General features: G+C 37.4%; 12 protein-coding genes. 4 read left to right on the top strand and 8 right to left on the bottom strand.

The window, feature by feature from the left end:
- Window positions 1-455 precede the first annotated feature (455 nt).
- Both RZN25_09585 and RZN25_09580 read left to right on the top strand, forming a co-directional pair.
- Window positions 456-896: a DUF3231 family protein gene (locus RZN25_09585; GenBank protein ID MEQ6377070.1), complete on the top strand. Its 441-nt coding sequence runs from the start codon at window positions 456-458 to the stop codon at window positions 894-896.
- A 14-nt stretch (window positions 897-910) separates the two neighbouring features.
- Window positions 911-2086, top strand: a complete 1176-nt coding sequence (locus RZN25_09580) for an oligoribonuclease (protein MEQ6377069.1) — start codon at window positions 911-913, stop codon at window positions 2084-2086.
- A gap of 151 nt (window positions 2087-2237) precedes the next feature.
- On the opposite strand, the gene RZN25_09575 is transcribed toward RZN25_09580, so the two are convergent.
- From RZN25_09575 to RZN25_09560, 4 genes are all read right to left on the bottom strand, one after another.
- Window positions 2238-2651: a hypothetical protein gene (locus RZN25_09575; GenBank protein ID MEQ6377068.1), complete on the bottom strand. Its 414-nt coding sequence runs from the start codon at window positions 2649-2651 to the stop codon at window positions 2238-2240.
- A gap of 223 nt (window positions 2652-2874) precedes the next feature.
- Entirely contained in the window at window positions 2875-3993 is a 1119-nt protein-coding gene (locus RZN25_09570) for a cysteine desulfurase family protein (protein MEQ6377067.1), read from the bottom strand.
- Between the two features lie 12 nt (window positions 3994-4005).
- Window positions 4006-5514 (bottom strand): MDR family MFS transporter, encoded by a 1509-nt coding sequence (locus RZN25_09565; protein MEQ6377066.1) that lies wholly within the window; start codon window positions 5512-5514, stop codon window positions 4006-4008.
- Window positions 5515-5555: 41 nt separating this feature from the next.
- On the bottom strand, window positions 5556-6341 hold the full coding sequence (locus RZN25_09560) for an HAD family hydrolase (protein ID MEQ6377065.1): 786 nt from the start codon (window positions 6339-6341) through the stop codon (window positions 5556-5558).
- 502 nt (window positions 6342-6843) lie between these two features.
- On the opposite strand from RZN25_09560, the gene RZN25_09555 reads away from it, so the two are divergent.
- A complete protein-coding gene (locus RZN25_09555; protein ID MEQ6377064.1) occupies window positions 6844-7356 on the top strand; it encodes a GNAT family N-acetyltransferase in 513 nt (170 codons plus the stop codon).
- A 37-nt stretch (window positions 7357-7393) separates the two neighbouring features.
- Here the strand turns inward: RZN25_09555 and RZN25_09550 are convergent, their stop codons facing one another.
- The 4 genes from RZN25_09550 to RZN25_09535 all read right to left on the bottom strand — a co-directional run bounded on the left by RZN25_09550 (window position 7394) and on the right by RZN25_09535 (window position 10787).
- Window positions 7394-7870 (bottom strand): hypothetical protein, encoded by a 477-nt coding sequence (locus RZN25_09550; protein MEQ6377063.1) that lies wholly within the window; start codon window positions 7868-7870, stop codon window positions 7394-7396.
- On the bottom strand, window positions 7860-8522 hold the full coding sequence (locus RZN25_09545; protein ID MEQ6377062.1) for a peroxiredoxin: 663 nt from the start codon (window positions 8520-8522) through the stop codon (window positions 7860-7862). The genes RZN25_09550 and RZN25_09545 overlap by 11 nt, the downstream gene beginning before the upstream one ends.
- 164 nt (window positions 8523-8686) lie before the next feature.
- Window positions 8687-9916 (bottom strand): aminopeptidase, encoded by a 1230-nt coding sequence (locus RZN25_09540; protein MEQ6377061.1) that lies wholly within the window; start codon window positions 9914-9916, stop codon window positions 8687-8689.
- Between the two features lie 652 nt (window positions 9917-10568).
- Window positions 10569-10787 (bottom strand): glutaredoxin domain-containing protein, encoded by a 219-nt coding sequence (locus RZN25_09535; GenBank protein MEQ6377060.1) that lies wholly within the window; start codon window positions 10785-10787, stop codon window positions 10569-10571.
- Between the two features lie 436 nt (window positions 10788-11223).
- Here RZN25_09535 and RZN25_09530 point away from each other — a divergent pair, with 436 nt between their 5' ends.
- A complete protein-coding gene (locus tag RZN25_09530; protein ID MEQ6377059.1) occupies window positions 11224-12675 on the top strand; it encodes a multicopper oxidase domain-containing protein in 1452 nt (483 codons plus the stop codon).
- Window positions 12676-13026: the final 351 nt, after the last annotated feature.

Below are 13026 nucleotides of genomic sequence, written 5' to 3'. Positions count from 1 at the left end.
GTAGCTTTCCTTACTCGGGGCAAAAACTTCGAAGATTACTCGATGAAGCTTTTTCGCTGGAGCTAGACAAATTTTATACTTATCTTTTGAAAAAAAGAAAAAATTGACTGCTCCATAGATTGCTTGCTAACCTTTGGACACAATACATAACCGATAGTATGGCTATTTGTGTGAACAGATATTTATTGTCTACTTGTAAAAATAAGGAATTAGCAGAAATTCTCAAAAAGTCAGTAAGCCTTTCTAAAACCCATTTGGATAAGTTAGTACGTTTATGAAAAATGAAAATTTTCCGATATCTAAAGGATTTTCCGAGGAAGATGTTAAACTTAAGGTACCATCTTTGTTTACAAATAATATTATGTATATTTATATGCAAATCATGACTCTCCATGGTTTAAACAGCTAAACTCTTTGTCTAGCAACAACCATTCGAGAAGATGTGCGTCAATAATATGCAAAAAATAATAGTAAAAGTGATCCTTGAACTTGGATTCAGTCAGACTGCTCATTCTAGGGAAATTCGGAATTATTTTCAACGAGGGATGAAACTTTGTGAAAAACATCTTGGAGAAATGGGAAAAAAATTAGCCCAAGCTCATCTGCCTACACCTAAGTCATATCAGGGTGAAGTCACACACTCAACAGAGGCCCCATTTTCGGATAAATTGATGCTTTTTCATCTCGTGAGTATAGTTGAAGTAGCAGCTGGATACTATGGTGCTGCTCTTTCTGCCACGCAAAGGAAGGATTTAGTTTTAATGTATTCAAAAATGATCGCAGAAATTGCTCTATATGCAGAGGATGGGATAAATCTTCTCATTAAAAATGGTTGGTTGGAAGAGCCGCCGACAGCTGCTGATCGTCAAGCATTAGATGAAAAAATGGATAATTGAATGGGGGAGCATCAATGTACAAATTAATGTCGCACAATGATCTAGACGGGGTAAGTTGTGGGATCTTAGCCAAGCTTGCTTTTGGTGATGACGTTCAGGTTAGGTACCATTCCATATCAAGCTTAGATCGTGATGTTGAAAATTTTGTAGAACAGGGAAACAAAGATATATTTTTGCTAATAACAGATTTGTCGGTAAGCGAAGAAAACGCCCTTCGTTTACAGGAATTTGTAGATTTGGGTGGAAAAGTTCAACTGATTGATCATCATAAAACGGCTCTACCGTTAAATGATTTTGACTGGGGAAAGATAGTGGTAGAAAAAGAGGGCAATTTAACCTCTGCAACCTCCTTACTGTATGAGTATCTGGTTGCCAATGAATTTTTAACACCTTCTCTGGCTATAAGCGAGTATGTGGAGCTTGTTCGTCAATATGATACATGGGAATGGGAAAAAAATCAGAATGAGAAGGCTAAGCGCTTAAACTCCTTATTTTTTCTTGTCTCTATGGAAAATTTTGAAGAAAAAATGATCCGAAAATTAAGTGGTTCTGAGTCCTTCGATTTTGACGATTTTGAAAAGAAAATCCTGGAGATGGAAGAAGAGAAGATTGACCGATACATTAGGAGGAAAAAACGAGAAGTAACCCAGACAAAAATAGATGGAAAATATGCGGGAGTCGTTTATGCTGAACAGTACCATTCTGAATTAGGAAATGAATTAGGAAAAGAATTCCCGCACTTGGATTATATTGTGATTCTTAACATAGGTGGAAAACGGATGGGGTTTCGAACCATTCATGATGACGTGGATGTTTCAGCGGTAGCAGGAAATTATGGGGGAGGAGGGCATGAAAAGGCATCTGGTGCTTCTATGAATCAACAGGCATATGACGAGTTTGTTGCCAAAACATTTTCTATGCAACCACTTCGAGAAGATGCTAAAAGAAATCGATTCAATATCAAGGAATCCGAGTTTGGAGCTCTTTATAAAAATTGGTCTGGAGATCTATTCCTTATCCAGCAAGGATCTCATGGCACCTGGGGAATTTCTAAAAATGAAGGAAAATTGGAGGGTCACCACTCTACCTATGACGATGCCGAAAAACATCTAAAGAAAAAGGAACAAGCCTGGTTAGAAAGAGATGACGCCTTTGTCCAATATTTAATGGAGAAGGTGAAAAAAGGGTAACATCTTCTATAAACTCGAACCAACAGTATCCATGAAAGGAATGTGTCAGATTACTTTGTGAAGAGTTTCTTATTTAGCAAAAAGAATTACTGAAATAATTAGGCAATAAGCTAAAAAACGTTTGGATAAACTAAACCCAAACGTTTTTTGTCTATAAGCTTAATTCCTTTACTATAATGGCTTGAGTCTTTCTGTCTGTTTTACAATCTTTAAATTCGTCTTCTTTAACTAAATCGATTTTCATAGCAGCTTCTAGTTTTTCAGTATCTGGTCGTTTGACTAGTAAGATAAAATCTTTAAGATTTAGTTCCTCTAATTTTTGTACCGTCTTCTCCTGGTCATAGTTTATTGAAGACTTGATAGTACGCTGAGCTTTATATTTACCCAGTTTCACTTCCCCTTTTTGTTCTTTTCCAAAGGTTTCGTCTAAGTAGTGGTGAATTTCTTTTTTGATTTGGTTCATTTCTTTTTCTAGTTCTTTTTTCTGATTGTTTAATTCATAATACTTCCTCAATGTATCTTCTGATAATGCAAACGACTCATCTACCATTACTTCATCAGCCATTATCTTTCCCCCAGTATAATTTGTTACTTCATTTATATTGGGTGAGATAGATATTTATACCAAAGCCGTTAAAGGGGAACTATGAAAGCTCTCCTTTGTACTAACGACGATGCTCCACAAGGTCAATGGCACCTAGTACAATGTTTATGTATTAGCAAATGAACCAAAAAGACATGCGTCCGTATGCCGAACGCATGTCTTGAAATTTGTTTATTATATTTTTTTACACTACATTTTTTAACCACTTCAGTACTTGATCAATGTCCTCTTTCGTTGTGTTTCTTCCTAAACTAAATCTTATAGCACCCATACCTTCTATTTCACTGACATTCATTGCCTTTAATACAGGCGATAAATTGACCTCTCCAGAGTGACAGGCTGAGCCTGTAGAAGCGGCTAACTCTGGAATTGAGGATAAAAGATCCTGACCAATCTTCCTGATGAAATTCACATTTAATGTATTCGGTAGCCTGAAATCTGGATGCCCGTTTAAAGAAATATTTTCTCCAAATTCTGCTTGAAGCTGCTTCCAAAAATAATCTCTTACTTTTTGAATCTCCTGATTCTTAGGAAGCTGCTCTTTGGCTAATTCACATGCTTTTCCGAGCCCGACATCTAGTAAAATATTCTCTGTTCCTGCTCGTCTGCCTTTTTCGTGTCCAGCTCCATGCATAAAAGATTCAATTTCAATGCCATCCCGAATATAAAGGGCCCCAACTCCTTTAGGAGCGTACACTTTGTGACCAGCGATTGTTAAAAAATCTACATTTAATTCTTTTACATCAATAGGTACTTTACCAATGGATTGAGAGGCATCTGTATGGAATAGAACTCCATGTTTTCTAGCAATTGTTCCGATTTCAACTATAGGCTGAAGAGTACCAACTTCATTATTAGAATGCATAACAGAAATCAAAATGGTTTCATCCGTAATAGCTTTTTCAATATCTGCTGGATTCACCCGTCCATAATAATCCACACCTACATAGGTCACTTTGGCACCTATGCTTTCAAGGTATTGACATGGATTAAGAATAGCAGGGTGTTCGATTTTTGTGGTGATGATATGTTTTCCTTTGTTTTGAAAGGTATGGAAAACCCCCTTTAACACATGGTTATTGGACTCACTACCTCCACTTGTAAAAATGATTTCATCTGCTGAAGCGTTTATAAGCTCTGCAACTTGTTTTCTGGCCTTTTCCACAGCTTCTTTTGCTTTTACTCCTTCGTAATGGAGGGCAGAAGGATTTCCATATCCCGTATCTAAATAGGGGAGAATGGCTTCCTTGACCTCTTGAGCAATAGGGGTGCTGGCATTATAATCTAGATAAATATTTTTCAAATGGATCGCTCCTTAAGACTTTGTTTTCACTACTTTCGGTATCCAAAGACAGAAGGCAAGGGTGATAATGGCTAAGATAAATAACCCAATGTATACAGAGTGTAACGATGCAGATAAAGCGTCTTGTAAGGCTTGAAGCATATTCCTTGAGAGAGATGCACGTAACTCCTCATCAAGAAGGCTATTGGCATTATTTAAATCTACTTTACCAGCGAGTTCCTCACCCTTTTCTCCTAGGGACTGTATCATTCTCATGTTTAAAACTCCACCAAGAACAGCAGCACCAAGAGCACTACCTATGGAGCGCATGAATGAATTGAGAGAAGTAGCAACTCCACGGGTTTGCCAATCAACACTGCTTTGAATGGAAATAATAAAGGTGGTGCTCGTTAATCCCATTCCAACCCCAATACAGAAAGAACCAAATCCAGCATAAATCGGTCCTTTTGACTGATCCAAAAACATGAATACAATGGTTCCAATGATTAAGGCGACCCCACCCAAGATAGCCGTTTTTCGAAAGCCAATCTTGAGCACCAAATGCCCAGCAGCTGTAGAGGAAAGCGGCCACCCAATGGACATCGTACTCAATGTGAATCCTGCAATTATTGGGGAATACCCCATAACCCCCTGAACATAAGTAGGTAAAAAGGTGGAAATTCCAATCATGATCATTCCTGATGTGAGGGTGGCGATATTTGCCATGGAGATCAATTGATTTTTCCAAATACCTAATGGCATCATAGGATTTATTGCTTGTGTTTCCTGCCATAAGAATAAAGCAAATCCAATAACAAAAATAGATAATAAACCTAAGACTTCAGGCGAGTTCCATGGCCAAGTAACTCCTGCTTGAACTAAAATAATGATAAGAGCAGAAATAGAAATGAAGAACAGAGCGGAGCCTGCATAGTCAATCGATTTCTTTTCATGCTTAATGTCTTCATGAAAAAAGAGGGTTACACCAATGACGCCAATGATTCCTAGTGGAATGTTTATCCAAAAAATCCATGCCCAATCGGAAAGTTCAACAATTATGCCACCAAAAAGTGGACCTAAGATAGAGGAAATCCCCCATACACTTGATAAATATCCCTGAATTTTAGAACGTTCCTCCATGGTATACATGTCACCAACAATTGTCAAAACCATCGGATTAACTGCTCCGGCTCCTAGCCCTTGGATCAGTCGGAAAATAATAAGAGTTGTCATCGATGCTGCAAATCCACATAAAATAGACCCAATTAAAAAGATACCTACTCCAACAATAAAGACTGGCTTTCGTCCAAATAGGTCAGATAGCTTTCCAAAAAATAAAGTGGTGACAGCTTGCATCAATAGAAAGGAGGAAAATACCCAACTATAGATGCTGAATCCCCCTAAGTCTGCCACGATATTTGGCATGGCTGTGGCAACGATCGTTCCCTCAATCGCTGCCATAAACATCGATATGACCAAAGCTGCTAAAACTAATGGACGTTTCGTTTGCTTTGGTTGTTGTTTTGCATAAGTTTCTCCCACACTATTCCTCCTTTCTCTATGTAAAAATAAGATATAAATTATTATAACAGCCCTAGTGATTTTAGTCCGTTGAATATGCCAGATTCGGTGACACTAGTTGTTTGGTGCTTGGCGTACGGAATAAGGTCCGGGTGTGCGTTACCCATGGCAAAGCTCTCTCCTACATTGGAGAGCATCCCTTTGTCATTCATCCCGTCCCCAAAGGCGATGGCACTTTCTTTAGGGATTCCTAGAATCTCGAGTAATTTTTTTATAGAAATGCCTTTATTGACGGTTTCACGGATGACGTCGTAGGAACTTGGGATGCTTTCGACGTTTACTTTTGAAAAATATATGGTTTCATTGGTTTGATATTGTTGGATTTCTTGATCAGTTACGTCGATGATGCTGATTCCGAGTATGTTGTCTAGGGTTTGGATATGGAGTTGTTCGTTTTGTTTTAGGTGGAATTGTTTTATAAATTCTTTGACAACGGGAGCTTTGATGTTGGTGTAGATGTTTAGTTTGTCTGTGTATAGGACCATTTCGTTGCCAAGTTTTTTTGCTGTTTTAATGTAGTGGTTAATAAGGCTTGAGTCCATGGGTTCGTTGACGATGGTTTGGTTATCCATAATGGCGAGTGCACCGTTGTATCCGATAAGGGAATCGATTTGGAGTTGCTCAGTGATGTGTTGGATTTCGTGTAGTGGTCTTCCGGTAGCTAGGAAAACGTGAATACCTTGTTGCTGGACTTTGGCGATCGCTTCTTTTGTTGAATCTTCGATGGTTTCATCGGGTGTGACGATTGTGCCGTCTATGTCTAAGAAGAGTGCTTTGTATTTTGTCATGAAAATAGCTCCTTATTGTTGATTTGAGTTGATTAATGTGAATTTTACCATAAGAGGGGAGGGGAGGAAATGTAGAGTTTTTTGGAGGATGAGGGGGTGAAATTTAATTTGAGGGGGTTCTTAATTGAGTTATGCTTTGAAGGTGGAGACTAAAGTGGCTATAGGGAGAGGTTTTATTTAGTTTAACGGCTTTTGTTATGGTAAAAGTGAACTAAGGACGGCTCTATTTTTAGTTTTGTGTGTCGTAAGGGGGGCAAAGTCAATTAAAGAGCTGTTTAAATGGAGTTTTGACCACGTCAGTAGATGAAAAGTTAAAATAAAAGCCTCTATAATTGACTTTGGAGAAAAAATGGAGGAGGAAACTCAAATAAAGATTGCTTTTATTGGAGTTTTGGGTGAGAGAGTTAGATAAAAGTGAATATAAAAATAGTTTTAATGAAGTTTTAATGAATTTGATGAGGTGAAAGTCATAAAAATAGGGTTGGAAGAGGGGGAGAGGTTAATGGTCGAAGTAAGAAAAGCAGGGGAAGAAGATGTGAAAGGAATTGTTCGAGTATGCTCGGAGGGTTACCGGCATACTTATCATGAACTTCTTCCACAAAAATATATCGAGCAAACAATAAGTGAATTTTATAATGAAAAACGAGTGTTGAATGAGACTTTACATGTGAGTGAGGGATGGAATGGATGGTATGTTGCAGTAGATGATGGAGATGTAGTGGGTGCTGGCGGGGGTGGATTCACAGGTGAAGGAATCACGGAGTTGTTTGTCCTTTATTTAGATCCATCCAGGAAGCGGGAAGGAATCGGAAGTAAATTGCTTGCAACGATTACGGAAGAACAGGCGAAACGTGGAGCAAGGGAACAGTGGGTGTCTGTTCAAAAGGATAATTTTATGGGGATTCCTTTTTATGAAGCAGTTGGTTTTGTATATCAAGGGGAGCAGCCAACGTATTCATTACCTGAGGAGAAAGGTGTTGTTTCGCTAAGATATAAAAGAGAATTTGTTAGGTAGAAGGGAGACACTGATGGATTGTCGTGTCTCCCTTTAGTTAGGATGTGGCTGATAAACCTCGTTGGAATGCAGCTAGGTGATTGACTGAGGCATTCCTTAACTGGGTAAAGACCATTTGCATACCTGCTGGGATATTAAAAGTTAAAAAGCGATCATACATGTTAATATTATCAATTTCAGCTTGGACTCCGGCGGCAAAAGCATTCTGTAATGTTGCTGGTGGAGTCACAAAATTAATAGCGTGGTTTTCTGGTATTGGTACAAAGTATCTTTGAAAAAGTGGAAGTAAGGCACTGATATGTCTCATTTCGGCTTGCTTAATTTGTGTAAACGGTCGAATAGCACCAAACTTTTGCAGGATAGTATCATATCTTGCTTGGGCAAGATACTCATCCTGAAGGGCATAAGTTAGCATAGTATTTAACGTAAGTGTAGGAACATTTAATGCTCCTTTTGCACCGTAGGTCTCGGGTGTTAGTTGTCGTTCCCATATTTCATTAGGATTATAGTTCATGTGTGGTCCTCCTCTCCTTATATTTTTCAATATTCCTTGTTTTTCGTTGAATCTCTGGTTTGTCGGGGGTCCAATTAACTGGCACTCCTGTATTCGTCTCTCTGGCATATTGGATTCCTTGAAGTAGTCGTAGAATTTCATAGGAATTCCTTCCGACTTCCTTTGGATATACCATTTTCGAGACAATGATACCTTCTGGATCTATGAATACCGTTGCCCTAAAAGCAGCTCCAGTTTTTTCGTCTAACACTCGGTAGGCACGGCTAATTTCAAGGGTCCGATCACTTAACATGGGGAATTGAACGTCCTTTAAGGATGGGGATGTTTCCTGAAAAACTTTGTGTGAATAGACACTATCTGTACTGATTGCTAAAATTTCAGTGTTTAGTTGTTGGAATTGAGGATACAGAGCAGCAACTGCTGCTAATTCAGTAGGTCAAACAAAAGTGAAATCACTAGGATAAAAAAATAATATAGTCCATTTCCCTGTATAATACTCTAGGCTAAAGTTTTGGATTTCTCCATTGACAAAGCCTTCAGTAGAAAAGTTGGGTGCATAATCGTCTCGAGTTGCGCAAAATGTTTTGCGGCATGGGTCTATTTGATTCACGTGTAAAAATTGTGATTCATTATGTCCAGCCAACGATCTCATCCTTTCATGTTATCAATTGTGTAAATACCTATGTATTACCATATGCAGTCTTCCTTATTTTGCAATGTAGGTTTTCACCCATTTTCTGAGTTATAACGTTTACCTAATGGTATAAAAAAACCGCTCTATCATTTAGATAGAACGGCTTTTAGATTTCATCTCTATTAAATGACCCACAATCCATTTCTCATCAGTTGTTCAGTGTCTCCATTTTCCGTAATTCCATCAATATCGAGTTCACCTGAGCCAATCATGAAATCAACATGAGTAAGGCTATCGTTAGCTCCAACTGCCTCTAGTTCGTCCTTGCTCATGGATGTTCCACCTTCTAAACATGTTGGATAGGCCTTTCCAATGGCAAGGTGGCAGGAAGCATTTTCATCAAAGAGGGTGTTGTAAAAAATAATTCCGGATTGAGAAATTGGTGAATTGTTGGATACAAGAGCAACTTCCCCGAGATAATGGGATCCTTCATCGGATTCCAGCAAACGTTTTAAAGTTTCATAGCCTTTTTTGGCTTCAAAATCCACAATTTTTCCGTTTTTAAAGGTTAAGGAAAACTCCTCGATGAGTGTCCCACTATAGTTTAGAGGCATTGTGCTCGTTACCTTTCCATTCACACCTGTTTTTAATGGAAGGCTGTAAACTTCTTCTGTTGGGATGTTTTTGATGAATTCCACTCCGTTTGGATGCTTAGCAGCAGCCGATAACCAAAGGTGTTTGGGATGAAACTCTATTGTTAGATCGGTACCTGGTCCTTTGTAATGAAGCTTCTTGAATTTCTTTTCGTTTAGGAATGTGGCTTTTTCTTGAAGGTTATCCTTATGTTTTTGCCATGCATCTACAGGATCCTCAAGGTCAGCACGCGTCATTTTAAAAATGGCTTCCCAAAGCTTTTCAACGGCTTCTTCTTTACTAACATCAGGAAATACTTTGGTGGCCCAAGCTTCGGATGGTACGGATACGATGGTCCAACTAACTTTATCATTCATACGATAGTTTCTGTATTCGGCTAATGCTTGAGCTGTTACCTTATTGTCTAGGGCAACCTTTTCTGGATCCACATTGGTTAAAAGGTCAGGATTAGGAACTTTTACATTTAAAAAGGCGGCTCCTCTTTCACATAGTGCCTCGAATTTTTTCACATCCCAATCAGGATACTCTTGAAAACTTTCTTCCGGAGCGTATGTAAAGCGAGACAGCGTTAATTCATCATCCCCCCACACATAGTGCACTTTTAAGGCACCTGCTTGGTAGGCCTTGTCCGTTAACATTCGGACAAATTCAATAGATGAAATAGGTGCTGTAATAACAAGTTCTTGTCCCTTTTGAATGTTGACTCCATTTTTAACGGCTAATTCAGCATATTTTTCAAGTATTTGCTCAAATGACATTTTAGTTCCTCCAATTTTGAGTAAGACATTCTGTTAACACCTCTCTATCATATCAGTTTTGCTATAATGGTGAAAATATGGATGTGTGGAAAGGGGTTTTTGGATGAATCTAGAGATTCGAAAGTACGAAGAAAATGATCTTGAAAGAATTCATGAATTAAATAAAGAGGAATTAATAGATGGCCATAGGTTGCGGGCGTTGTTACCTTTTTAGAAACACCTTACTAAGCAGATGCTGTTTTAAGTTATTAAGAAGGAGACCAAAAATGAATACGAAATACGTAATTTAAGTACCCAGCTGAACAATTCCCCATTAAGTGAGTTTAAATGAGGTGGTTTCAGCGGCTTTGTTTGTATATTTTTAAAATAAACGCTCGGAATAAAAAACGACTTCATCGATAATTTGTAAAAAATTAACTGGAAATTCCGTTTGAGAGTTTAAAGAGGAATTATGTTTTCATGGAGATTTCAAAAAACTTATGGAAGTAATTTCAATTAAGAATGCAGGTAGATGAAGAAATTAATTATTAGTGAAAAGCAGGAGACACCAAACTTTTAATGGGAGGTGCCTCCTGCTTTTTGTAATAAGCACGGACTGAAAATAAGTTTATTATCATAAGGGTGAAAATCCACATTATATTGGCATACATCACTAAACATTTAAAATTTTTCTTAATTCTGATTCATTTTGTTCGAATCCGATAAAATACTTTTCTTGCTTTGAGAATCCCCAAAATCTAGACTTACTGATAATAATTCCTGGGACAATTTTACTCCCTGTTTTTTTCTTTAACTCCTCTTCCTTTTCAGGGTTTTGAGTTAAGTCAATATCGGTATAATGAATATGTTGAGCTGAAAGAAACTCTTTCAATGCTTGACAATCTGATCATGTAGGGCGTGTGTATACTGTTACGGTTAAATCACTCATTAGTAGAATACCTCCTAACTTTGAAACAAGTATACCAATCCTTAAAGAAGTTATCAAAAAGCAGGATTTATAAGTAATGAAAAGCAGTATAATACTAAATTCAAATTCAATTCTATTATAGAAGGAAGAAATCATCATGATGAATGGAGGACAAGGGATCCTTTGGAATGGTGGATTCTTATGGATACAATGGAAAAATTTTTGACAAGGGGATTATTTTGTAGTTAGCTTTGTTTTAAGAATACCGTTATTACTTGTAACTTCAATTTATATTAATTTCTTGATCGATTTTGCACATTTTTATTTTACAATATTATATCCAATCAACTATTCGCCTACCATTCAGATAGTATAATGATTTTAATGGAGGATGCGCAAAATGAACCAATACAATAGAAGAGATTTTCTTTCTAAGTCTTTAAAGGGTACAGTTGGATTAATTGCTATTTCTATGATACCAGTGGGATTTAGTAAGTTCTTTAGTAACAATGAAATAGATGAAATTAATACTCAGAACAGCGGGGGAATAGCATTACCAATTCCCCCGCTGTTAGAAAATAAGAGTACTGACCCCAATAAAGCAGAATTTTATTTAACAGCAAAAATGGCTAAGAAAGAATTTATCAAGGGGAAGGAGACAAATACTTTTGGATATAACGGAGACTACCTAGGACCAGTAATCAGAGTCAGAAGGGGTCAAGAAGTATCTATTAAGGTGAAAAATGAACTCAATGAAGATACAACTGTTCATTGGCATGGACTAGAAGTAGATGGAGAAAATGATGGTGGTCCCCATTCTATTATTAATCCTAAAAAAACCTGGAATCCAAAGTTTACAATTGACCAACCAGCAGCGACACTTTGGTATCATCCTCATTTACTTCATAAAACTGGTGAGCAGGTGTATAAGGGGCTTGCAGGTTTATTTTTCATTGATGATCATGAGTCGAATCGTCTTAATATTCCAAGTGAATATGGCATTAACGATATACCACTAGTTCTGCAGGATAAGAAGCTGGATGCAAATGGAAGGTTCGAATATAAGTTAGGGATGCAAGAAGTCATGATGGGAATGCAGGGAGGGACGTTATTAGTTAATGGTGCTATTAATCCGCATTTAAGGGTTTCAAAAGGTAAGGTGCGATTTCGTATATTGAATGGTTCAAATGCAAGATTTTACGAATTATTTTTAAGTAACAAGCAAAGTTTTTATCAAATTGGAAGTGACGGGGGCTTACTTGAAGCACCTGTAGAGATGAAGAAACTTATAATTAGTCCTGGAGAAAGAGCTGAAATTATAGTAGATTTCTCAAATTATAAAACAGGAGATACAATTGAACTAACCGATCAAGGTACTGAACTCATGAAGTTTATTGTCAATGATGAAATCAACGAATCCTATAATATTCCAAAAAAAATAGTGAATATGGAAAGAATTGATTCTTCTGAAGCCATCAACACTAGAGAATTTGTTTTACAAGGAATGGGTAGAAATTGGAATATTAATGGTAAACAAATGGATATAAAACGAATAGATGAATATTTAAAGCTGAATGATACGGAAATATGGGAAGTTTCAAATAAAGCAACTGGAATGATGGGAGGTATGCCTCATCCATTTCATGCACATGGTGTTCAATTTCAAGTCATTGACCGTAATGGTGAGCGTCCTCCTGCTAATGAATCTGGTTGGAAAGATACGATCCTTGTTTATCCTGATGAAAAAGTTAGACTTATTGCTACCTTTAAATATGCCGGCACATTTATGTATCACTGTCATATTTTGGAACATGAAGATGCAGGTATGATGGGACAATTTAAAGTAGAATAATTCGTGAATAACTCAACTTTCGCACCAAGAAAAATGTGTTTGAAATAACTATCTGTATGGCTAGTAGTCGTTGAATATGATCCTTGACAGGAAAAATAATCATACACCTCAATGTTTGGTATAGTGTAAATGTCTAAAAAACACTACCAATACAGAAGAGGTGTCTTCTTTATGATAGCGAATAAAGAATCAAATAAGCAACTACCAAATGAATTTATCAATTTTTTTACACCTGCATCCCCCTCGTCAATCACAATTGCTCAGGTAATTGATTTGTCTCTTCTAACATAGAAGAACTTACTTAATCAAAGCGGCGCATGACAGCATTTGAGGAAGAGTATGAAAGCAAGA

This window comes from Bacillaceae bacterium S4-13-56, from assembly GCA_040191315.1.
Taxonomy (GTDB): Bacteria; Bacillota; Bacilli; order Bacillales; family JAWJLM01; genus JAWJLM01.
This window is presented reverse-complemented; position numbering and strand designations above follow the sequence as displayed.